General features: G+C 34.0%; 27 protein-coding genes and 1 pseudogene. 6 read left to right on the top strand and 22 right to left on the bottom strand.

Features of this window, described 5'->3' with window-relative positions:
• Window positions 1-8: 8 nt before the first annotated feature.
• The 5 genes from JFT95_RS08345 to spoIIP all read right to left on the bottom strand — a co-directional run bounded on the left by JFT95_RS08345 (window position 9) and on the right by spoIIP (window position 4812).
• Window positions 9-1484 carry an amidase family protein gene (locus tag JFT95_RS08345; RefSeq protein WP_201051949.1) on the bottom strand — a complete coding sequence of 492 codons (1476 nt, stop codon included), beginning with the start codon at window positions 1482-1484 and terminating at the stop codon, window positions 9-11.
• A 187-nt stretch (window positions 1485-1671) separates the two neighbouring features.
• On the bottom strand, window positions 1672-2118 hold the full coding sequence (locus JFT95_RS08340) for an NUDIX hydrolase (RefSeq protein WP_002086031.1): 447 nt from the start codon (window positions 2116-2118) through the stop codon (window positions 1672-1674).
• Between the two features lie 23 nt (window positions 2119-2141).
• Window positions 2142-2882, bottom strand: coding sequence for a M15 family metallopeptidase (locus JFT95_RS08335; RefSeq protein ID WP_002031537.1), 741 nt, complete (start codon window positions 2880-2882; stop codon window positions 2142-2144).
• Between the two features lie 11 nt (window positions 2883-2893).
• Window positions 2894-3391, bottom strand: coding sequence for a GNAT family N-acetyltransferase (locus JFT95_RS08330; protein WP_002031539.1), 498 nt, complete (start codon window positions 3389-3391; stop codon window positions 2894-2896).
• Window positions 3392-3657: 266 nt separating this feature from the next.
• A complete protein-coding gene (gene spoIIP / locus JFT95_RS08325; protein ID WP_201051947.1) occupies window positions 3658-4812 on the bottom strand; it encodes a stage II sporulation protein SpoIIP in 1155 nt (384 codons plus the stop codon).
• Window positions 4813-4901: 89 nt separating this feature from the next.
• Here spoIIP and JFT95_RS08320 point away from each other — a divergent pair, with 89 nt between their 5' ends.
• Both JFT95_RS08320 and JFT95_RS29480 read left to right on the top strand, forming a co-directional pair.
• Window positions 4902-5198 (top strand): hypothetical protein, encoded by a 297-nt coding sequence (locus JFT95_RS08320; RefSeq protein WP_002012463.1) that lies wholly within the window; start codon window positions 4902-4904, stop codon window positions 5196-5198.
• Between the two features lie 4 nt (window positions 5199-5202).
• A complete protein-coding gene (locus JFT95_RS29480; RefSeq protein WP_078178819.1) occupies window positions 5203-5508 on the top strand; it encodes a permease in 306 nt (101 codons plus the stop codon).
• Here JFT95_RS29480 and JFT95_RS08315 read toward each other — a convergent pair.
• The 6 genes and pseudogenes from JFT95_RS08315 to JFT95_RS08290 form a co-directional block, all read right to left on the bottom strand.
• Window positions 5481-6047, bottom strand: a complete 567-nt coding sequence (locus JFT95_RS08315; protein ID WP_002193071.1) for a DUF1572 domain-containing protein — start codon at window positions 6045-6047, stop codon at window positions 5481-5483. The two genes, JFT95_RS29480 and JFT95_RS08315, sit on opposite strands and share 28 nt — an antisense overlap.
• On the bottom strand, window positions 6028-6357 hold the full coding sequence (gene csaA / locus JFT95_RS08310) for a chaperone CsaA (RefSeq protein ID WP_001263027.1): 330 nt from the start codon (window positions 6355-6357) through the stop codon (window positions 6028-6030). The genes JFT95_RS08315 and csaA overlap by 20 nt, the downstream gene beginning before the upstream one ends.
• Before the next feature lie 66 nt (window positions 6358-6423).
• Complete coding sequence (brnQ4, locus tag JFT95_RS08305) at window positions 6424-7761, bottom strand: branched-chain amino acid transport system II carrier protein BrnQ4 (protein WP_394818273.1); 1338 nt, start codon at window positions 7759-7761, stop codon at window positions 6424-6426.
• 441 nt (window positions 7762-8202) lie between these two features.
• Window positions 8203-8849: pseudogene (cbpA, locus tag JFT95_RS08300) on the bottom strand (cyclic di-AMP binding protein CbpA).
• A 175-nt stretch (window positions 8850-9024) separates the two neighbouring features.
• Window positions 9025-9669 carry an HXXEE domain-containing protein gene (locus JFT95_RS08295; RefSeq protein WP_201051945.1) on the bottom strand — a complete coding sequence of 215 codons (645 nt, stop codon included), beginning with the start codon at window positions 9667-9669 and terminating at the stop codon, window positions 9025-9027.
• Between the two features lie 8 nt (window positions 9670-9677).
• A complete protein-coding gene (locus JFT95_RS08290; protein ID WP_002012456.1) occupies window positions 9678-10265 on the bottom strand; it encodes a TetR/AcrR family transcriptional regulator in 588 nt (195 codons plus the stop codon).
• A 350-nt stretch (window positions 10266-10615) separates the two neighbouring features.
• On the opposite strand from JFT95_RS08290, the gene JFT95_RS08285 reads away from it, so the two are divergent.
• From JFT95_RS08285 to JFT95_RS08275, 3 genes are all read left to right on the top strand, one after another.
• On the top strand, window positions 10616-11503 hold the full coding sequence (locus JFT95_RS08285; protein ID WP_201051943.1) for a hypothetical protein: 888 nt from the start codon (window positions 10616-10618) through the stop codon (window positions 11501-11503).
• 209 nt (window positions 11504-11712) lie between these two features.
• On the top strand, window positions 11713-13020 hold the full coding sequence (locus tag JFT95_RS08280; RefSeq protein ID WP_002086044.1) for a hemolysin family protein: 1308 nt from the start codon (window positions 11713-11715) through the stop codon (window positions 13018-13020).
• A gap of 1 nt (window position 13021) precedes the next feature.
• Window positions 13022-13504, top strand: coding sequence for a DUF456 domain-containing protein (locus tag JFT95_RS08275; protein WP_000217328.1), 483 nt, complete (start codon window positions 13022-13024; stop codon window positions 13502-13504).
• Window positions 13505-13528: 24 nt separating this feature from the next.
• Here JFT95_RS08275 and JFT95_RS08270 read toward each other — a convergent pair whose 3' ends face one another.
• The 4 genes from JFT95_RS08270 to cls all read right to left on the bottom strand — a co-directional run bounded on the left by JFT95_RS08270 (window position 13529) and on the right by cls (window position 16311).
• Window positions 13529-14149: an NAD(P)-dependent oxidoreductase gene (locus JFT95_RS08270; RefSeq protein ID WP_002086047.1), complete on the bottom strand. Its 621-nt coding sequence runs from the start codon at window positions 14147-14149 to the stop codon at window positions 13529-13531.
• Window positions 14150-14247: 98 nt separating this feature from the next.
• Window positions 14248-14427 carry a hypothetical protein gene (locus JFT95_RS08265; protein WP_002086048.1) on the bottom strand — a complete coding sequence of 60 codons (180 nt, stop codon included), beginning with the start codon at window positions 14425-14427 and terminating at the stop codon, window positions 14248-14250.
• A 196-nt stretch (window positions 14428-14623) separates the two neighbouring features.
• The gene (locus tag JFT95_RS08260; RefSeq protein ID WP_012260778.1) at window positions 14624-15094 is read right to left on the bottom strand and encodes a spore coat protein; all 471 of its coding nucleotides are present in this window, start codon (window positions 15092-15094) and stop codon (window positions 14624-14626) included.
• Between the two features lie 32 nt (window positions 15095-15126).
• Window positions 15127-16311 (bottom strand): cardiolipin synthase, encoded by a 1185-nt coding sequence (gene cls, locus JFT95_RS08255; RefSeq protein ID WP_002141405.1) that lies wholly within the window; start codon window positions 16309-16311, stop codon window positions 15127-15129.
• Between the two features lie 159 nt (window positions 16312-16470).
• Here cls and JFT95_RS08250 point away from each other — a divergent pair, with 159 nt between their 5' ends.
• Window positions 16471-16557, top strand: a complete 87-nt coding sequence (locus JFT95_RS08250; RefSeq protein ID WP_000505094.1) for a YjcZ family sporulation protein — start codon at window positions 16471-16473, stop codon at window positions 16555-16557.
• A 129-nt stretch (window positions 16558-16686) separates the two neighbouring features.
• Here JFT95_RS08250 and JFT95_RS08245 read toward each other — a convergent pair whose 3' ends face one another.
• The 7 genes from JFT95_RS08245 to JFT95_RS08215 all read right to left on the bottom strand — a co-directional run bounded on the left by JFT95_RS08245 (window position 16687) and on the right by JFT95_RS08215 (window position 23207).
• Window positions 16687-17193, bottom strand: coding sequence for an acyl-CoA thioesterase (locus JFT95_RS08245; protein WP_193658384.1), 507 nt, complete (start codon window positions 17191-17193; stop codon window positions 16687-16689).
• A gap of 119 nt (window positions 17194-17312) precedes the next feature.
• Window positions 17313-18182 carry a TIGR03943 family putative permease subunit gene (locus JFT95_RS08240; protein ID WP_002012447.1) on the bottom strand — a complete coding sequence of 290 codons (870 nt, stop codon included), beginning with the start codon at window positions 18180-18182 and terminating at the stop codon, window positions 17313-17315.
• A 3-nt stretch (window positions 18183-18185) separates the two neighbouring features.
• Window positions 18186-19082 carry a permease gene (locus JFT95_RS08235; protein WP_000418724.1) on the bottom strand — a complete coding sequence of 299 codons (897 nt, stop codon included), beginning with the start codon at window positions 19080-19082 and terminating at the stop codon, window positions 18186-18188.
• A 198-nt stretch (window positions 19083-19280) separates the two neighbouring features.
• Window positions 19281-20222, bottom strand: a complete 942-nt coding sequence (locus tag JFT95_RS08230; RefSeq protein ID WP_000932392.1) for a magnesium transporter CorA family protein — start codon at window positions 20220-20222, stop codon at window positions 19281-19283.
• 184 nt (window positions 20223-20406) lie between these two features.
• Window positions 20407-21786, bottom strand: a complete 1380-nt coding sequence (locus JFT95_RS08225; protein WP_002086052.1) for a putative polysaccharide biosynthesis protein — start codon at window positions 21784-21786, stop codon at window positions 20407-20409.
• 96 nt (window positions 21787-21882) lie between these two features.
• A complete protein-coding gene (gene uptA / locus JFT95_RS08220; protein WP_000881204.1) occupies window positions 21883-22485 on the bottom strand; it encodes an undecaprenyl phosphate transporter UptA in 603 nt (200 codons plus the stop codon).
• 104 nt (window positions 22486-22589) lie between these two features.
• Complete coding sequence (locus JFT95_RS08215; RefSeq protein WP_061675463.1) at window positions 22590-23207, bottom strand: NUDIX hydrolase N-terminal domain-containing protein; 618 nt, start codon at window positions 23205-23207, stop codon at window positions 22590-22592.
• Window positions 23208-23303 lie beyond the last annotated feature (96 nt).

Genomic DNA, 23303 nt, shown 5'->3' with positions numbered 1-23303 from the left:
TATTCTATTCATGACAAGTTGGGAATCTTCCTATGTTTTGTCGCTTGTTCAAAAGCATATGCTAGTTTAATTAATGCCCCTTCACTAAAAGCAGCACTTGCAAGAGTAATTCCAAAAGGCCTCCCATTATCCATATATCCCGCAGGCATTGCTATAGACGGATAACCTGCTTTCGCACATATAGTAGATCCTATATAAGAAGGGAACAGTATCGCATCCAGATTATATTTTTCCAACGCAAAATCAATACCTTGTTTTTGCGAAAAATATATATCTTCTAATCTTGCGTTTAAATATTCTGGATTTCTTAACGTATTAGGAAAATCTTTTCTTCTTTCTAACTTAGTTTGTCCATATTTCAAAGCTCTTTCTGCTATGTTTTTATTAAACTCCATTAACTCCGAAATAGAATGTACTGGAATAGTAGAAGGTAATTTAGAAAGATAGTTATCCAAGCTGTGTTTCAGCTCATAAAGTGGAACTCCCCAACTCCATTCCCTATGAAAAGACGGAATATCAATATCTTCTACTACTGTCGCTCCCTCACTACGTAATACTTGGATCGTTTCCTCAAACAATTTTTCATCGTACTCACCATTTTCGTAATAATCTTTTGGAGCATTGCTATAAACACCAATCTTCGCTCCCTTTAAACCATTAGCATCAAGATAAGATGTATAATCTTGATATGCCATGCCTTCACTTTTATGAGTAGCTACATCTTTTTCATCCACCCCAGTTAGACTCCCTAGTAAAATAGCAGCATCTGTTACCGTTCTAGCAAACGGACCGGCTGTATCTTGAGAATATGTGAACGGAATAATTCCTCTACGGCTAATTAAACCAACTGTCGGTTTAATACCTACTACAGAGTTTTGAACAGCTGGGCTCAAAATAGAAGCATCTGTCTCTGTTCCAACGGATAATACAGTAAAGTTAGCGGCAACTGCTATAGCAGACCCTGTACTTGAGCCACCAACGAACATATCATCCTTTCCTGTACCGTAAGGATTAATTGTTTGACCACCTCTAGCGCTATATCCAGCCCACATTTCAAAAGACATTGCATTTGCTAGTTCTGTCATATTTGTTTTACCTATTATAATTGATCCTGCTTCTCGAAGTTTTGTAACGAGAAATGCATCTTCACTACTTATATTTTGTTCTAGGGCAATCGTACCAGCACTTGTATGCATCGAGTCATTCGTTTCAATATTATCCTTAAGTAAAACAGGTATACCATGTAATGGACCTCTTACACCTTTTGTCTTTCTTTCACAATCTAACGCTTCTGCAATAAAGATAGCATCTGGATTGATTTCTAAAATAGAATTGATTTTCGGTCCATCTTGGTCATACTTTGCGATTCTATGAAGATAATACATGACTAGTTCTTTTGAAGTTAACTTCCCAGCTTCCATTTCCTTTTGAATATCATGAATTGTTAATTCTTTTTGCAATAATGTATTAAACTGAATTTCCATTTTCATTCTCCTTTTATAAGCCCTTATATATATGACGTGTATCTATTACTTTTTCATTTTCTCCGCTCCTCGTATTAACAACTACTATCCCTATACAGGAATTCAACTCACCAGTTTAAAAACCTTTAATTTCCAGAGAAATACAAAGAGTCTGAAACGAATACAATATCGCCTCAGACCCTTTTTATTATTTTACATATACCTCTTCTAACAAATGTAAAAACTCGCCTTGTTTACCTGCTAATTCAGGGCATTTGTTAATATCAACCCACTCATAACAAAATACTAAACCTTTGTCTTCCTCACCAGCACTTACTATATGTTCCCACGTATCTTTCACATCTGTTAATAATGAAATGTGGAAAAAATGACGTTTTTGATATTCCTTTTTTTCTTTCATATAAATAATGTAATCAGAAAGGAAGCGCTCGATACAAAAATGGCGTAGTCCTGACTCTTCTTGTACTTCACGTAAAATTGCTGCCTCTAACGTTTCGCCTTCATCTACCGTCCCGCCTGGCACTTGGATACCAGCCTCTCGTATATCACGATGTTTAAAAACGAGTAGTTGCATAGCCCCTTCTTTTTCTCTCGTAATATATGCATGTACCTTTTTCTTATATAACATCGTCATCTTAGCCCTCTCCCCTCAATTCATTACTGCGTTACTTCTTCAATCGTCAGTTGGTTTTCATATAAATATGTAGCTTGCGGATTCCCAACATACCGTACATGCCACGGTTCATAACGATAACCGGTAATCCCTTCTTTCTCTTTCGTATATCTAATAACAAAACCAAACTTATGGGCATTTTCAGAAAGCCACTTTCCTTCTTTCGTCTCCCCAAAAACAGTTTCTAGCTGAAATTTAGCAGATTGAGATGTAATATCCATAGCTAGTCCTGTTTGATGTTCACTCGTACCAGGGACTGCACTAGACATCGCTGTCTTTGCTTCTCCATCTTGTCTTTTATACATTGTATTTAATGCTTTTTGTCGATCAAAAGATCTAAATCCAGAGACTGCAAAAAGGAAAATCCGCTCATTATTGGCTTGCTGAAACATTTCCTCAAGTGCCACCGCTGCCTCTTTCCTCATCTTTTTCTTCTCTTGATCACCTTCACTAGAGTAACGTACTTTCGGAACAACTAAATCTGGCGGTCTATACCCATCTGGTAAACGCCTATTTTTATTCACAAGTACAAGCATCGAACTTGGATTACTAATGACTGCGATATCCCCATCCATATTAGCAATCGTTTCTTTAGCTTTCGGAAATATATTGTTTACATTTACTTCCTTCGCCTCTTGCTCCTTGTACATCTTATAATTTATTCCTGCTACTCCAATGATCAGTATCATTGCTACGATACCAAGTAGTGCCCATCTTTTTTTCATATAACGACCTCTTATTTTAATAATTTGGCCATTTCATACTCATCGATACCTTTTCCATCGATGATAAGAGCAGATTTTTTGACACCTTCTTGTTCAAATCCAATTTTGCTATATAGTGCCTGAGCTCTTGTATTGTGGGCCATTACCGTTAATTCTAAACGCCATACATCATGTAATCTTGCCCACTTCTCTACTTCTTTAAACAAACTCGTTCCAATACCTCGGCCACTATACTCTTGCAAAATACCAATTACAATGCCTGCCACATGTCTCTTTCTTTGAACATCATTACCATTGGCTAAAATAAATCCAACTACTCTATCATCTTCAACTGCTACAAATATTGTTGCATATTCATTTTCTATAAAACGGTGGACCATCTTTTCTTGTTGCTCTACTGTGGTTTTTCTTTCCCCTGGTTCGTATAACATAAATTTCGTTTCTTCGTCTAACTGCTTACTTAATTGTAAAAATGATGCTGCATCTTCTACTCTAATCTCTCGTATCACCTTGATCCCCTACCCATTCTGTTAGTTAAAAATTTTCCTTGTAAAAAGATTTTCTCTATTTTTGCGAAAATCCCTTTCTAATTCTCCTATTATAAATAGACAAATTTCGATATTACTATAGCAATTACAAATTATGTCTATAATGTGACATCTTATCATCCTCATTTCATGACAAATAAAAAACGTAAGCTGTACACTTACGTTTTCCCCCAATTGATGTAGGCTGATAACCATCGGCAATGCCTACCACTAATTCAAATTTCACTTTATCCATTCACTTTTTCTGCTCGCCAAAAATATTCACCAAATGCTTTAGCAAGTGCATCAATTGATCGATTTAATTCTTCCTCTGTATTATCTACCCCGCCAACTTCAATTAATATCGCTTGTCCTGATAGGTCTTGATTGTAGACTCCATTTCCTGTTTGGAATCCTTTTTGAATTACACCACGGCTCATTCCCGGATATTTCTTACTAATCGTCTCATGTAACGCAGTTGCTAATTGTAAGTTTTTTTCATAGTTTTTGTTACCTTTCCCAATTACAAAAGCAAGCTTAGCATATGATTTATCTCCAATTGTTTTTGTTGTTACATTTTTCCGTGCACTATCACGGTGCAAATCGAAAAAATATTGGAGTTCTTTATTACCAGCCATCGCTTCTTGTACAATTTCTCGTGACAGTTTATAAGAACTATTACTATTTAATCCTTTACTTATTAATTTTTGACCAACATCAGTTTTATCGTTAGTAGCACCGATCCCTTCACTTTCTAACTGTTCTCGCAATCGATCGCCAACTATTGAAATATTCGTTACAGAACTCGTTGCTTTATTTGGATTTGGATCATTCGTTAAGTTAAGTAACGGCAAATAAGATTCCCAGCTATGTGAATGATAAATCAATGCAACTTGTCTTTTTCCAGTCGTTTGAGCTGGTTGTTTCTTCTCTTTATTCGGATCAGGCTTAGGAACTTGTCCAGCTTCTCCAGTCCGTTCTTTCACTACTTCTTCAAGAGGAACACTCGATTCTATCGGTAAGTTGGAATAATTTGTTCCTTCACCTGCTATAACGATTTCTGTATCATATTTCCCAAATCCCGGAAGTTCTTTCCCAACAAAACTACGTACATCATCAAAACGAATATTCGTAGCCATCGAAAAGAGGAATGAAGAAATAGAAAAGTCTTGATTCAAATTCCGGTACTCCTGTGTAAAATAATGATTCTCTTTCCCAATAACGTACATGTAACCATTCATTGATAACTCATTTAACCAATTATATAAATACGTTGACTTTGTCTCTTTCATGGAAGTTACCATTACACTAATAAGAAAGAAAGTCGCTAATACCGTAGTAATAATAAATATAATTAACTTGCGTACACTTGTTAATTTCACGTAAAAAAAGCCTCGATTCATACTATCACCCTCTCTATTTCAAGTTATGTACAAGCTCTAGAGAATAGACCGCTTAAATTCCGGCTATATTGTTAATGAGGTGAAATGAATTGAAGCTACTAATAGGAACATTACCAATCGTCTTATCATTTATTTTTTATTTGTTTGCTTTACATCCTAAAATTCGTATTGTGCTACATATTTCCGCATACTTAGCACTGTATGTACTCGGGACAATTATTTCTATTAATATATATGATGTTTTAATACAAAATTTAGTTTTCATGACAAGCATTCATGGAATTTTACTGAATCCATTTTTCCTTATTGCAGGAGCGTATATAGGAACATACACTTTATACTTACTTTTGTCTTACATTATTACAAATATAAAAAATGGAGCGTAATGAAATGCAGCCACCATTCATCTGTCATAAATGCAAAAAAAGAATAACGAGAAGGAAAGATCTTATTACCTCTACATGGCATTTCCGCTTTTATTTGTTTCACAACACTTGTTTCAAAAATCAGCAATTATTTGTCTCACGTTTTATTCCTATAAATACACTCTTTGGTTTCTTTCTTATTACATATGGGCTTATTGCTGGCAGCATTCTAATGTTCACGGAACCCTCTATCAATTGGCTTATTTTTTTGCTTCCTATTTTATATCGGTTTCTTTCCTATTATTACGTTGAACGTTTTTTCTGTAAATAACTAGTAGATTGACCTCTAGGAATGCTTAAACACTCCCATTCATTTTCTTTTAACATTTTACCAATGTAAATGATTTGTCCAATATGTAAAGCATAATGAGAAATTTGCCTTTCGATCGCTTGCATGACAGTGTGTTCTTCTCCGCGAATGTATACTTTCTGCAAAATCTGCTCTGCTGTTAAAGTATCCATCGTTTTAAAGACATACTCCCACCCTTCTTGCCACGCAGCAAGCGCTTCTTGTTTTGAATTGTAGCCACCTTCAAATTCACCATCTCGGTTACGATCTATTTTTTCGCCATCAGACGTTAAAAATTCCGTCCATCTTGAACGCATATTACCATGTAAATGTTTAATAATAATCGCGATACTATTTGTCTCTTCCTGAGCAGACCACATTATCTGTTCATAAGATAATTGAGATAGTACACGTTCTCCTTGTTTTTGTGTTGCCTTGAAATTCGAAATGGCACATTGTAAATATTCTCGTCCGATATCCATGTTTACCCCTACCTTCACACTAACTAATTTTCGTTCCATTTGGCAATTCCATATTAGGCTGAAGCAACACAACATCACCAGCTTCAGGAACACCACCCAATACAAGCACTTCCGATTTAAATCCTGCCACACGCTTTGGCGGAAAATTTACAACAGCAACAATTTGCTGACCGATTAAGTCTTCTGGATTATATCTCTTCGTAATTTGAGCACTTGACTGCTTGACCCCAAGCTCCCCAAAATCAATTTCTAGTTTAATCGCTGGCACTCTCGCTTCTTTAAATTCCTCTGCCTGTGTTACTGTTCCAATTCTTACATCAAAAGTTAAAAAATCTTCAAAATTAGCCATTTTATCATTCCTCCCAATTATTACTTAGACAAAATACAAAAATCCCCTTTAAAAAAAGAAAGGCGCCTAAGCACCTTTCTTTTGTAATTCACTTAATTCATTTGATTTATAGAAGAAGAAACCGAGAATCCCGCCAATACATGATGGGATTAGCCATCCTATTCCTTCTTTATATAATGGTAACATTTGTAGCACATTAGAAATCGCATCAATTTTAATGTTCGCACTTTCTAAACCGTTAAAGAAACTAATTAACAACGCACCTAAAATAGCTCCAATATATATTGTATTACGCTTCCCTATCCATTTATGGAAATATGAAAGAACGATTAATACAATTGCAACTGGATAAATGATCATTAACACTGGTAATGTTACTGTGATCAATTGTGTTAACCCTAGGTTAGATACAATTAAACTAAATACACATACCATAGTTACAATCGTTTTATGCGAAAGTTTTGGGAATAAGTTTGTAAAGAAGCCAGCACACGCAGATGTTAATCCAACAGAAGTTGTTAAACAAGCGAGTATAATTACAAGTCCTAATAAAATTTTGCCACTTGTTCCATATAACTCATTTACAACATTCGTTAAAATAAGACCACCGTTCTCCGACACACCAAGTGATGTACTTGTAGATCCGAGATATGCAAGTGATAAATATATTAACGTTAAGCCTAATACAGCAATAACCCCTGATACAACTGTTATTTTTGCGATTTGTCCGCTCTCTTTTATCCCTTTTGAGCGAATAACTTGTACAACAACAATCCCAAACACAAGTGCACTAATCGCATCCATCGTTAAATATCCTTGAATAAATCCACCAAAGAAAGCATTCTCTTTATAAGCAGCTAAAGGTGCAGCCGGTTCTCCAATTGGATCAATAATTGCTTTTCCGACAATAACAGCAACAATCAATACTAACAATGGTGTAAGAAATTTCCCGAACCAATCCACTAATTTAGATGGATTTAATGATAAATACCACGTTATTCCGAAGAAAACTATAGTGAAAAGAAATAGCATGTACCACTCAGAAACCATTGTCTCTGATAGAAATGGCTTCATACCCATTTCAAATGAAACAGCTCCAGTACGCGGAATCGCGAAAAATGGTCCAATCGCTAAATAACTAATCAATGGGAAAATAAACGCAAATATAGGGTGAACTCTAGAAGATAGCGCTTTCAAGTCCCCCTCTACAAACGCGACAGCTGTTACAGCTAATAGGGGTAATCCGACTCCCGTTACAAGGAATCCAATTGTAGCAATCCAAACATTTTCTCCTGCTTGTTGACCTAAAACTGGCGGGAAAATTAAATTTCCTGCTCCTAAAAATAGTGCAAATAACATTAAACCAATCGCTACCGTATCACCTGGCCTTAAACGTCCCTTCATGCTTTTCATTTGCATAGCACTTTTTCATTGTTTATATCTCTTTTCACAATATGCTATGCATCCTCCTCTCTGCTCAAGATGATAAAATATGCCCCTTACAAAGCAGTGTCTTTCTCCATAATTTCTCCATTCCCCTTATTCTTACTCTAATTATTAATTTTTGATTTTTTTGAAAATTTAACTCATCAGAGTGGTATAACGTGGAGTTTAGTTGTCAGACCTCTTTGTTTTTATCACACATATAGTAACATATTTAGTTGAAAAATAAAAACATATTTTCAATTTGATTTTTTTGAAAATCAAAATTATCTACATATACTTCCTTTATTTATTCTATTACACAAATATTTTTTAAAATTTACGATTCATATATTTTATTATATTTAGATATCTTTATGTGAAAGAAAGTAAAAGCCATCAAAAATAAGATGGCTTTACTTGTTAGTCTATCGTTTCAACTTCACGTGGATTTTTCATCTCTTCAACATACACCACTCTAAATCCATGATCTTCTAAATCCTTTAGCAATGTTTCTAATTCACTATCTTCAAACTCTTCTCCCAATGTAAACATTATTCTACGTACTAATAAAGCATCATTATCAAAAGTCATTAAGCTTTGAATACCAGTGTATTTCTTTAGCACTGTCGATAATTTTTGAATGGCCCCATTATAATCTTGTGTTCCAATCATGACAGAATATTTACTAGAATGGACTCCCCATGCATCTTCTAATAGTTCAAAAACTTTTTTATGAGTTAAAATACCAAGGAAGACCCCTTTTTCATCAACTACTGATAAATACGGTAGTTTTTTAATTGTAAAAAATACTTTAAAGAAGGAAGAGTCTTCTCTCACGTACCCATTTTTATCGTTCAATAATTGTAATACATTATCTTCAAGTGAACCTTTATATTCTAAAATATCTACTTTATATACATTCCCTAAAAACTTCTCTTTTTTTCATCTAAAACTGGTACACAACGATACCCCGTTTTATTTAAATGTTCCAGCGTTTCCCTTATCGTAATTGAACTTGAGCAAAACAAAACTTCCCTCTTTGGCACATAATTCCCTTTAATCCTCATAAAAAAGCCTCCTTATGCTAAAATACTTTCTGTGCCATAACTATATTATATTTTCAGAAAAAAATAAATATATTATTTTATTTTTCTGAAAATTATTCATTTTTTCGTCATAATTTATTCATGAATCATTCACTTGTACTCTCTTCAGCATCAAAAATCCCTTCTGCATTCTGGATCACTTTACTACATCATTGTACGGACCTAATTGCTTTTTAGAAAAATAATGATTTGTCTCCTTACTTTTCATTAACATATTTCCTTTTATAATTAAAAAATAGGTAGCTACTAGAAAATAGATCAGCCCTAATATCCAATCCAAATTTGTAGCCAGATTGTGTAAAAGAACATATCTCATATATGCATAACCAATCGGAACATGTAGTAATACAACCGCACCTAATCCCGGATTGTATATTGTTTTAGCTTTTATATTCGCAAAAATACCATGCCATATGAATTGAAAAAAACCCATTAAAATAGGTGCCATCCCAAGCCATATTATATTTTGAAAGAAAACCGGAAGTAAATAAAAAACATACGCAATCAAAATATTTATTACCATAGCAGATTGCGTATTTAATGGATAGCGATCTGGTATATCACTTTTAAATATAACTACATTAAACAGACCAGCGAAATAACCTGGCCAACGATACTCTTCAAATTGATGCACTAAAATGGCTACAAAACTTAACGCTAACAGTACTTTTATTTCACTTATTTCTCCCAAATTCGCGACTAAACAAACAACGACAACAATAGCCACAACTAACCCTATATCATACCAATGCTTTCTAAAGAAACTAACCATCTCTATCACCCACTATCTCAATTTTTATAAAAATAGCGTTCAAATAGGAAATCAATCTGTTTTTCTATAGGCAGTACTCTGATATCTGCTCCTGATTCAAGAATTGGCATCATTAATGCTGGAAGAAAAATGGATCCAAATATTTGCACTGTCATCATCATTAAAATTTCCTGATCCGCTTCATTTGTTATTTCGCTCAAAATATTCTTCACTTTACTAAAACCTAGCCTCTTCAAAAAATCTCCATATTCGTATTGAGATGTAAATACCGTAGTTCCCATTGCAATAATCTTCCTGACTAACTCAGGATATTGCCGAATTACTAGTACATAATCAAATAAAAATATTTTTAATCTTTCTTTCGCTGGTACTGTAATATCATCTAAAATAGAAAAAGTGCCTTGGAAGCTAATTAACAAAACTTTAATCGCCTCACTAATCAACTTTTCTTTTGAACCAAAATGGTAATTTACAAGCGCGATATTTACATCTGACAATGATGCAATTTTCCTTATCGTTACCCTTTCAAAACCTTCGTTTTTAATTAACTCCAAGGTTGTATTTAAAATCTTTTCTTTCGTTGATATGTTTTCATTTCCCCCCAACTTATCTCCCCCTCTAGAATTTATCGATTAAACAATGATTTAAACACTGTTTAACTTTATGGTATCACTTTCCAATTTGAAAAATCAATTTAATCCTTTCGACATTTACCTACATTTCTTTTCATTCATCCCATACAAAAAACGTGAAAATGCTAAACTGTTCACGTTTTTTGTATGGATGCTGTTATATACCCTCTCCTGCTTTATATCCCACACATAAAATAAATTTCTAAAAATAATTTAAAACTATCCATATACCAATACGTAAAGAAAAATATATTGTAACTTCCCCTGAAAAAAGCTAAAATAAGAATAAGAATTTTCTGAATATTCTAAGAGTAGGTGGTTATATGTCCTTATTGCGCTCACATATATGTAAATTTATAGTTGGTGTTTTTATTATTTTTGTCATAAGTCCCCTTCCAGCATTATTTATTACACATAATTACTCTTACACAACTGGATTTATTAGCATTTTTCATAACTTTGCACAACTTTTTTCTATTTCAATTCCAAGAATCGATTGGATGCATGAACCTATCCTTTTCTCAGCAAATCAGATTATAAATACACAAAATATGATACATACTTCTAGCCATTCGTCACCACTATTCCCCTACATATGGGAAATATATTTTTTATCAATCGTTCGTTTCACATTCACTCTTGTAATCGGTTTCTTTATTAGTTTAGGGATCGGTCATCTATTTTTAAAAGCACCGAGATCAGTAAGAAAGTGCACTTCCTTATTGCGCTGGATACCATATTCTTTTGGTACTGTGATATTACAATGTTCAGTACTATTACTACTACTCTACATCGCGGAATTCATGAAGGTTCCTTTCTTCTCTTCTTTTATCATCGTATGTAGCACTTCTATGATAATCGTTATGCAAGCAATTAAAAAATGGCTACCGTTCTTAAATACTACTAATGAATACGAAATAAAAAATTCATCTTTCCTTGTTGATACGTTATTTATTGCGCTTACTTCCAATCATAAATCTATTTTGAGTTCCATTATTCTTTCATTCGTTTTTATGGAATGTATTTTTCATACAAACGGACTATTACAATTTATCGTCCAATTTGGTAGAAATGCACCTATAGTTGTCACAATTGGTTTATTACTACTTTATATTCCATATAGCATCTTATCGTTTCTCCAAGCTTTATGGACAACAAACCACTCTAAACAAAACACGTATACTTTAACTAGAAGTATTTCGAAACCATAACATAGAATAACCGTCTACTTAAATTAAAAGTAGACGGTTATTCCTATTATATAGAGGACAAAATAACAGCAAATTAAAAAACTACTATAGAAACCTACCATTATTTACCCATTTTCTTTGACTAATCTTTTCATTTGGATTTATTATAAAAGTATAACATAATTACAGGAGGTGACATCTTTATTCCAAATTAGGAATAAAGAACACACTTGGACATATTAAATATTTTTCTCATCTTTATACTTATCCTTATTTCTGGTTTTTTCGTTGCTTCAGAATTCGCTGTCGTAAAAGTACGAAAAAGTCGAATTGACCAGCTTGCTAATGAAGGTAATAAACAAGCATTAGCTGCAAGAAGCGTTTTATCTAACTTAGACGTTTATTTATCCGCTTGTCAGCTTGGCATTACTATCACCTCTTTAGGACTTGGTTGGCTTGGTGAACCAACTGTGGAACATTTACTGCGACCACTATTTGAAAAAATCAATATTACTGGAACAATGGCTAACACGTTATCCTTTATTATTGCTTTTAGTGTGATTACTTTTTTCCATGTTGTATTAGGCGAGTTAGTTCCTAAGTCTTTCGCAATCCAAAAAGCTGAAGCAATCACATTAAAATTTGCAAAACCACTTATTTTATTTGATAAAATTATGTATCCGTTCATTTGGCTTCTCAATAGTGCAGCTATATTTTTCACAAAATTACTCGGTTTAGAGCCTGCGAAAGAAAATGAACTTGCCCATTCCGAAGAAGAACTACGACTCATTTTAGGTGAAAGCTATAAAAGCGGCGAAATTAATCAAACCGAATATAAATATGTAAATAATATTTTTGAATTTGATGATCGTGTTGCTAAAGAAATTATGGTACCTAGAACTGAAATGGTTTGTTTATCTACTGAAAATACGTTAGAAGAAAATATGAAAATCGTTGCAACTGAAAAGTATACACGTTATCCTATTATTGAAAAGGATAAAGATGATATTATCGGAATGATAAATACGAAAGAGATTTTTCATAATCAAACAAAAGGCATTTACAAACCACTTGATGCCTACATACATCCTGTTTTAACTGTATTTGAAACAGTTCCCATTCGTAAAACGTTAATACACCTCCAAAAGAACCGCGTACAAATGGCGATTGTTATGGATGAATACGGCGGAACTGCTGGCCTTTTAACGATGGAGGATATTCTTGAAGAAATTATCGGAGAAATTCAAGATGAATTTGACGCAGACGAATCACCAATGATTGAAAAGCGTACTCCTAGGCTTACTGTTTTAGATGGGAAAGTACTCATTTCTGAAGTAAATGATATGTTTGGCCTACATATCGATGAAAGTGATTTAGATACAATTGGTGGTTGGCTTCTCTCTCAATCAATTGATTTAAATATTGAGGCTGGCTATTCAGTTGAATATGATGGTTTTCAATTTAAAGCATTAGAACTTGATGGGCATCAAATTAAAAAGATTGCTGTACATAAATTAGATACTACAAAGGAGCTATAAAGTGACTGTTTTACTAACAATTTGTATCATTGCTTGTTTCATTGTTTCATTTCTTGCCTTTATATACCCCATTATCCCTGGCATCCTTGCCGTATGGGCTGGCTATTTCATTTATCATTTTGGAATAAACGGCGGAGAGTTAACGACATCTTTTTGGATTATTCAAGTCATTTTTACACTCTTCATTTTCGTTGCTGACTTTATTGCAAATGGATACTTCCTAAAAAAATACGGAAGTACAAAATCGGGCGAACGTGTTGGTATGGTTTCTATCATTGTCGGATCGTTCTTCTTCCCACCATTCGGGCTTATTATCATACCGTTCTTATCTGTATTTATTACGGAACTAATGCATAAAAAGGCGCCAAAAGACGCCCTTTTAGTCGGAATTGCAACTGTTGTCGGTTTTTTAAGTAGTACAGTAGCCAAAGCCATTCTCCAAATCATTATGATTATCATCTTTGTATGCTATATCATTTTTTAGCCATCCCTATTTTGGGATGGTTTTTTAATATGAAATACCTACTCGGCTTTTCTCGTATAAGCTTTTATTACGTAAACTCCATGTAAACTGAGCTGTATCACCAACTGTGATTTTCGATCCATCTGTTGGCAACATATCTTGTTCAGTTCGATATACACCGGTTACATCACCATCTATTAAATGCGTCGGACAAACAACAGTCCAACATAGTTTACTATTATTCAGCGCTTCATAAGCAGCTAAGTGATCTTCCGCAGCTGTTGTCATTTTTCTTTTCGATTCTTTTGATTGGAAACGATATATACTTGGGTTTGTTCGTGCTTGTAAAATACCAGCAGTTCCTATTGTAACAATTTTCTTTATGCCCTCTTCTTCCATTTGCTTTATAATAATCGGTACACTCTTCTCTAACGTCCCATTCCGATCAGTTCCAAGAGCACTAATTACAATATCACATCCTTTAATCGCTTCCTTTATATCATCTCCGCTTAATACATTTCCCTTAATAACTTGCAACCTTTCATGCTCTGTTTCCACTCTACTCAAATCACGAACTAATACCGTTACTTCATATGAATCTTGTAATGCCAATTTCATAATGTGTGATCCTACTCTACCTGTCGCTCCTAATATGCATACTTTCATATATTATCCCCTCTTCAGTTCTTTCTCTCTATTTTTCCCTAATACATACAAATATACAACAAAAAAGCTTCCTCGTTTATGTGAGGAAGCTCTATTATTTATTTCTTTTCTTTCGAATCAGAAGATTTTTCTGTTCCACTTGTTTCTTTATCTTTCTTTTCATCTTGCTGCGAAGTTGTGTCATCCTCTTTCTTTTTATCCTCATCTTTACTACAACCTACCATTAATAAAGAACTTGCAAGTGCCATAGCAGTTAATGACTTAACCCATTTGTTCATTTGCGTTTCCTCCCTTTGATAGAATATGTACAATCCCATATTACTCTTTTTTTTAAAGGGAAGATTTAAAAACAGTAAAGATATTGTAAACTTTTGTAAATATTCCGATAACACAACTGGTTTTTCTCAATTCTTCTAATTGAGCCTTTCATTAGACATAAAAAAACTAAGACGCCTTTCATTCCGTCTTAGTTTTTCACGCAAACTTCTCACTTTCACTTTCATTTTCATATAAATGTTTAATTTTATATTCCTTCTTCACAACATATTGCCAAACACTATAAGCATAACGATTCATTTTCACAAAACAATTTTCCAAGAAAGAACGAAACTCTGGGTTCGCAACTTCCACTGCAACTTGAGCAAACTTTAATGCTAATCGTTTCAAATGTGAAATATAACAAATAGCAATCCCAATATCCCCTGTACACTCATTATCTGTTTCCCTATCCATTTCAGTAAATTCCGGCCACATTTGTTTACAAGTTATATGTTGTATATTTTCTCCTTCTTGAAAATTCACTTGTTCATTATATGCTTGTAACATATACGGCAAATGATGCTGTAATATATCCTTTAATTCTTCATCTCGAACCTTGCTCGTGTATTCTCCAACTTTATATATAAGTGTGTAACTATATGTCATCAATTCTTTCATACAATCCATTAAAGCGCCTCCCTTCCTATTTCATCTCTATACTATAAATATGATGCGATAACATTTGATATTCTTGCTAGAAACCAATCCCATCTACTAATTTTCTCAAAATCTTCTTCAGAAAATCGTTTTGATTTATGAAAGTCTTCTTTTAATCGATTCCATACGTCAGCAACGACTGTCTTATCATATATGAAACAGTTAGATTCGTTATTTAAGTAAAAACTTCTATTATCAAAATTTGCTGTACCAATATCAACCATTTCCTCATCGATGATTGTTACTTTCCCATGAAAAAATCCATTTCGATATTGATAAATCTCCGCTCCAGCATCTAACATGTCTTTCAAATAAGGATAGGCAGCCTGTTTTAGCAATACTGCATCACTTTTAAATGGGACGAGGATTTTTACATGGACACCACGATTTAATGCATCTTTCAACCCCTTCACCATTTCTTTACTCGGTACAAAATATGGTGTAGCGATAATTAAAGAATGTTTTGCCTTCTTTAAAAACGCTCCATACTCCTTCCATAAACCTTTTCCATTCGAAAATACGTATTGATATTTTACATTTCCTTGTACAGGTAACTCTTGGTGTATAGGAAACTTTTCTCCCGTATCTTCTTGCCAGTCTTCCGCAAACTTCCGTTCCATATCAGTAGCTCCATTCCCTTCGATGCGTACATGATAATCACGCCACGGACCAAATTTAGGATCCTGTCCAAGATATTCCTTTCCGATATTGAAGCCACCAATGTACGAAACTTTCCCATCTATAGTAACAATGCGTCTATGATTACGTTGATGCAAAGAATAAAATAAGTTTTTTAATTTAGGTTTTTTACTAAATGTAAACTTCACGCCTTTTTCTTTTAATTGATTAATTATCTTTTTCTTAAGCTTATATCCGCCAATGCGGTCTACTGACAATTTCACATCTACTCCGCTAGATGCTTTTTTCTCTAATAACTGTAAAAACTTTTGGCTTACTTCATCTTTTCCTACAATATAAAAATGAACATACACATTCTTTTCTGCACGATTTATATCCTCAAATAAACTTTTATATAACTCATCACCGTTCGTATATACTTGAAAATCCCCTGATCGGATTTTTTCTAATTCATATCCACTAGCCATTTTCTTCCCCATTTCCACATCAACGTTCATCCATATGAATACACCTATAAAACAAATTATTACAATTAAAAAGCGCTTCATGGATACGTTCCTTTCTCTAACTACTGTTATTCCTATATCTTTCCTTTTTTAAAACATTATCATACAAAAAATATGTCATTGCATGATATACGTCCATATCAAACAGGAGCTCATCTGCATATTGTATGTTGTATCTTAAAATAAAAGGAGGAAATAACAATGGGCTTCGCACATGGTAATGGATTTGCGCTACTAGTCGTATTATTTATCCTCTTAATTATCGTCGGTGCTGCTTGCTTCTGCTAAGCAGTTATTGTAGTACGATATGGGGATGAAAAAACTATAAAAGCGGACACCTATTTTTAGGTGTCCGCTTTTCATTTCAAAAATCTCCTAACCTATTACAAAATAGTACCACTAGGAAAGTATTTTACATCAAAAAGTTAGCAGTGTAGCTACCTTCTTACTCTCTTCCTTACGAATATGGCGCTGTTCTGCACGTAACACAGCAATTCGATGCAATTCTTTCTCCTCTTCTGTCTCAGGGATAACACGCGGTACAGGAACTGGATTATTCTCCTTACTAAGCGCAACAAAAGTAACGAATGAGGTTGCTGCTACACGTTTTTTACCTGAAATTAAATCTTCTGCTACTACTTTCACAAATATCTCCATAGAAGTTCTTCCCGTCCAAATTACGAAAGATTCATAACTAACACAATCTGAAGAACGTACTGGATGTAAGAAATCTACCCAATCCATAGACGCTGTGACACATTCCATTCTCGAGTGTCTCGTTGCTGAAATTGAAGCAACCATATCCATCTCCGCCAATATCTTTCCACCAAATAGCGTGTTATGATCATTTAAATCCGTTGGAAATACTCGACTCGTTTTAAACACCCTTGATTCATTAGCTGTTTTACCCTTTACTTCAGTCATTGTTATCACCCCTTTAATTATTTATCCCTAATATCCCAATATACACTACACCTCATGAACTACACGTTTAATATTAACAATTTTTAGAACTTTTAGTCCATAAAAAAGAACCGATTTTATCAATCGGCTCCTCTAAATACATATTGTTCTTTCGGCTGTTCAACTTTATTCCATTTCGTTACTTCTAACACTGGAATATTCGCATGAAACGGCTGATAAAATTCAGTTGAAATTTCTCCCTCTATCTGAATCCAATCATCATTTTTCCACTCTACACCTTCTGGTTTTTTAACTAACATACCATATACACCCGAATCGGCAACACAATGTATAATGCCGAAACGGAATAAGAAATATTGTTCCTTTTTAGAAGAATCATCTCGGAAAACAAATCCTTTATAAGACAGGGTTTTACCAGTAAATTCACCAGGATAATTATAAATTGTCTCCATACCCTTTAAGAAATCTTCATCTTTTAAAGTGATATTATCTTTCGTAACAAACTCTTTCTTCCCTTTTTCCATTACACCACGATATCCTTCTTTCCCGTAATAAATACTCGTGTCAGGTCTTAGAAATTGCCTTGTCATAAATGGATCTTTACTTTCTGCTTGCGCTACTGGAAAATGGAATCCCTTCGCCTTAACAATATCGGAATCTAATGTTGCAATTGGGAAAAACAATCCTGTAATGATTGGAAAACAGAATAACGTGTAAGAAAACACTTTTTTCCACCATGTATTCTCATCTTTCGAATGATCATGCCCACAATGACTATGATCACAACTACAATCATGTTTCTCTTTTTCCTTTTGGTGCTCTTTTTGGAAAACGATAATAATTTGTACAATCGTTAAGAAACCTAAAATAATAGCAGCAGTTTTTGATAAATAGGCGTACTTCATATTTATATACTTCGTAATGTTACCGGAAATATGAAGCTGTCCAATTAAAATTGTAAAGCCTAATAATATATATGCTCGAAACATAACCTACCACCCCATCGCATAAATGAGTAGTGAGCTTGCATAAACAACAAGTGTAACTGTAACCGTCACAACAATTACAAATTTTGTTTTAAATGTCGCAAGCATCATAAACATATTTTTAATATCCACCATCGGTCCATATACGAGGAACGCAACAAGTGACGCTGTTGAAAATGTACTTTGGAATGACGAAGCAATAAACGCATCCGCTTCTGAACAAAGTGATAATATGTAAGCAAGCCCCATCATAACAGCTGGTGAAGAGAACGGCCCTTGTCCTATAGCAAGAAGTGTTGAAGTTTGTACGAACGTTTGAACTGCCGCTGCAATTAACGCACCTAATACTAAATATTTTCCCATCGAGAAAAATTCCTCAACAGCATGCGTACATACATCCCACATTTTTTTACGTAATGGACGCTTATGATTCACTTCTGGGAAGTGATCATCTCGTAATTGATGTTCTTTAAACATAAATGATAATATAATTCCAACGATAATTGCTACGATAATCGCTACAATAGAACGATACCATACCATGTGCATACTACTTCCAAAGGCAACGTATGTTGCAAATAATACGACTGGATTAATGATTGGTCCAGTTAACATAAATGCAATCCCGGCATAGGGCGGAACCCCTTTTCCGATTAATCGCCTTACAATCGGAACGATTCCACATTCACAGCCCGGAAACATCATCCCTAAAAAAGTAGCCATTAAAACAGACAGAAATCGATTTTTCGGCATCCATTTTGCTACCATATCTTCTGTTACAAACATTTGAATGAATCCTGAAATAAATACACCAATGAGCACAAAAGGAAGTGCTTCGATCAATATGGAGATAAAAATTGTATTCATTTGCAGGAATGCTTTCGGTAATTGAAACAATTCCATGATGTATTTCCTCCAACTTTTCATTAACAATATGTAATTTTAACCTCATTTTATGAATTGGACAAGACTTATACGGAATTCACCTCTTTCATATACATTACATTTTATAAGTTATATTCTATTCAAAATTTAGGATTTCATAGCAAAAAAGCTGCTCTAGCGCAGTTACACAACTATGCTAGAGCAGCTTTCTTCTCGTTAAAAGTAACGTTTCTTCCAAAAAACAAACGCTAATGTGAAAGATAGTGTTACACATATTATGAGTACAATTACAAAACCATGTGCTTCCCCTTCAAACGGAACCTTTACGTTCATTCCAAAGAAACTAGAAACCATCGTTGGTAACGATAAAATGATTGTAATAGACGTTAACAGTTTCATAACACTATTTAAATTATTTGATATAACGGAGCTAAAAGTATTCATCATTCCACTTAAAATGTGACTATATATTTCCGCCATTTCAATAGCCTGCTTATTTTCAATTAATACATCTTCTAGTAAATCTTGATCGTCTTCATACATTTTTAAAAATGTACTGTTACGCATTAATTTTTGAATTACAATTTTATTCGCCTTTAATGATGTTGTAAAGTAAACTAAACTTTTTTCAAGGCCTAGCAATGTAAAAATTTCTTTATTTTTCATCGACTTATTTAATTGGTGCTCTAAATCGATTGTTTTTCTGTTAATTTGCTTTAAGTATCTTAAATAATAAGTAGAAATCGTATATAAGAGCTGAAGTGCAAAGCGCGTCTTTTTAAACGTATAAAATTCTTTAATACGTTGATTAATAAAGCGTTCAAAAATTGGATTTTCTTCTAAACAAATTGTCACAAAGCAATCTGGCATTACAATCATACCTATTGGAATCGTGTCATAAATCGAATTTCCTTCTTCATCATGTCTAACTGTTGGAATATCCACGATAATTAAAGTATTATTGTCTTCCTTTTCAATACGAGAGCGTTCTTCATCATCTAAAGGGTCTTTAATGAAATCTAAGTCTACATTTAACGTTTGTACTAGATATTGAATTTCTTCTTCCGTTGGATGAAGTACATTAATCCAGCAACCCTTTTGCATTTCCTCAACCTCTTGTAGTTTTCCGTTTCGGTCTGTTAAATAAATATTTAACATACTATCACCCCGATTCTTTTTACATGTAGGAATCTACCTCTCTTACATAACAGTTTTTGAACCGCCATTCTCAGCATATGAAACATACGTTTAAATTTCAATAGAAAAATTATTTCGAAAACGTTTTTATAAGAAAAATATTCTAAACAAAGAAAAAGACAGAGTGCTCTCTGCCTTAAAAAGCTTATGTTGCCTTTATAACATATTTAGAAAGCATCCACAAGTTAAAGCCAACTGAAATCGTATAACCAGCGTATGTTGAAATAATAAAACTTACATAATCGAAATACGGAAGCAATACGATATTTAAAACTATCTTCACAATAATACCAATTACTAATCCTAGCACTGTTTTCTGTTGTTGATTAATTCCTTGTAACATCGCAGCTGTTACTGTAAAAAGCGAAAATAGTATACAGGCAGGAGCATAATACTGTAAAATAACTCTCCCCATCTCCGGATCATTTCCGGCACCAAATAAAAGAGTATATACTGGTTTTGCTAACAACATCATTCCAATCGCCGCTGGTACCGTAATACCTACTACTAATACATTCGTCCTCGTAAAATGTTTGTACAGTAACTTCACATTCCCTGCTGTATAGGCTTTTGTCATCTCAGGTACGAGAGACATACTAAAAGCAGTCGCAACGGAAACCGGGATAAGTACAACCATCTGGACAAGACCAATTATCGCATTAATCTTCTCCGCTTCTCCTTGCATATACCCTATTTGTATAAGTAGTTTATTAATTGTAAATGTATCAATCGTCTGATATAACGGAATCGCTAATCCAACTACAACGAAAGGAATAGAATATGTAAACAGTTCTCTATACAACGAAAAAAAAGTTTTCGTCGTTTGTGGTATACTGGCAATCTCTTTTTTCTTTAAATGTTTTCTCCTTCTTATATAATACGCACTTAAAACACTTAATCCACCTAGTGCTCCCATAAATGCTCCAAACGTTGAAATACCAACTGCCAACGAAACAGAAGCTTTTATAACATATAAAACGACAAAGCTTCCTATCAAAATAGTTAAGACCCGAAAAAATTGCTCTACAACTACACTGAGCGCAGAAGGTCCCATAGATTGAAAACCTTGAAAGAAACCACGTAACAAGCTCATTACAGGAACGAGTATTAACGCAAAACTTACAATTTGAATATTGTGCGTGACAGCTACCACACTATTCCCCGACTGATCATTTCCATCAATCACAAGTTTAGCTAAATGTGGTGCTAACATATATAATGCTAAACAAGAAATAACGCCCATAATGACCATAAAAACGATACCACTCTTTAGCACTCTCTTAACAGTGTGATAATCATTGAGTTGATCATATTTTGAAACCATTTTTGAAACGGCAAGTGGTAATCCCATCGTTGCAATACTAAGCATAATTGTATAAGGACGGTATGCATACGTATATAATACGTACCCACTCGTACCCACCATTGCTGTAAATGGTATAACATATATAAACCCTAACATTTTAGATATCATCGTTGCCATCGTTAAAAATATCGTTCCACGTAAAAACGGTGATCCTTTCATCACATTCCCCCGCTACGCTTTATTATTACACATTATGGACAACTCCTTTTTTTTAGAACTGAAACAATAAAAAAAGCCAATGAAAAATCATTGACTTTAACGCGCTGCTTTTTTCTTTTTTAAATACTTTAAACCGAAGTATAGAGCAACAAAGAGAACAGCCCCTATAATTATGTAATGTGTGTAATCAGATGCATACTCTTTAATGTGTCGCCAATTTCCACCAAGCTTTTCACCTAAGTATATAAATAGTATTGACCATGGAATAATCGCAACTACTGTATATAGTGTAAATAGTTTTAACGGCATTTTAGCTAATCCTGCTGGAATAGAGATTGCATGACGTACAATTGGGATAAAACGTGCCGAAAATATTACTCCAGCTCCGTAACGCTTAAACCAATTTTCTGCTATGTCTAAATGGTGTTTATTAATAAGTAGATATTTCCCATATTTCTCTACAACCGGACGCCCTCCGTAATATCCAAGCCAGTATAAAAAGATTTGGGCTAAAGTACCACCAATAGTTCCGGCGATAACTGCACCGACAAAACTAATTTTACCATCCGCTACTAAAAATCCAGCATACGAAAGTACAATTTCACTCGGGATAATTTCAATCATTAAAGCTAGCGCTACTCCAAAGTAACCTAGGCTTGCAAAAAATTGCAATAACTGATCTATTATGCTTGCTAACATTTTATTTTCTATCTCCTTTTTTCTTCACATACCATCCCATTATTACATAAAGGTCGCATTCTGCCAATATCTTCATTTCAACAATATCATCGGCATAAGCATTATTAATCTATTAATGTTTCTTTTTGAGGTTCTTTCATGTAGGCAAACATTTCTTTAATTTGCTCTTCTGTATTTCTAGCAATCGATAAATTAGGCAATTCATTCTCACCAAAAAACTCCACATCTTCTGTTTCAATACTAGTTTTCTTTTCGCCACCAATAATCTTACAGCCAATAAAAATTTTATATACATGTGTTGCTGAAGGCGATGGTTGATGTTTTTCTTTATCAAATATAGCGAGTAGCTTAAAATCATCTACTTCATAGCCCGTCTCCTCTAAAACTTCTTTTGCTGCTACTTCTGTTGGCGTATAACCAACATCAGCCCATCCACCTGGCAATGCCCATTTCCTATCACTTTTTTCTTTCACAAATAATAGTTTTTCATTTTGAAAAATAACTGCCCGTATATCAACTTTAGGTGTTTGATAGCCTGTCTCACTTGCAAATAAATTCTCTACTACTTCCCAATCTGTCTTTGTGTAATGTGACATCATCGAGATGGAAATATCCCGTAATTGTTGGAAACGCTCTATATCATACACATCCTTAGAATACGTTAAACCCGCTTGAGCTATAGATTGTATTTGTTTTACCCAATCAATCCACTTGACCGTCATGTTTCCACATCTCCATTCTTTATTAAGTAAATATTACGTCAATTCAATTGATACATCTTTATTATACAAAAAAAGAGATTGATAATGTTCCAATCT

The organism is Bacillus sp. TH17, assembly GCF_016651125.1.
In the GTDB taxonomy this organism is placed as follows: Bacteria; Bacillota; Bacilli; order Bacillales; family Bacillaceae_G; genus Bacillus_A; species Bacillus_A mycoides.
Note: the sequence above shows the minus strand (reverse complement) of the source record. Positions and strands in the feature narration are given on the sequence as shown.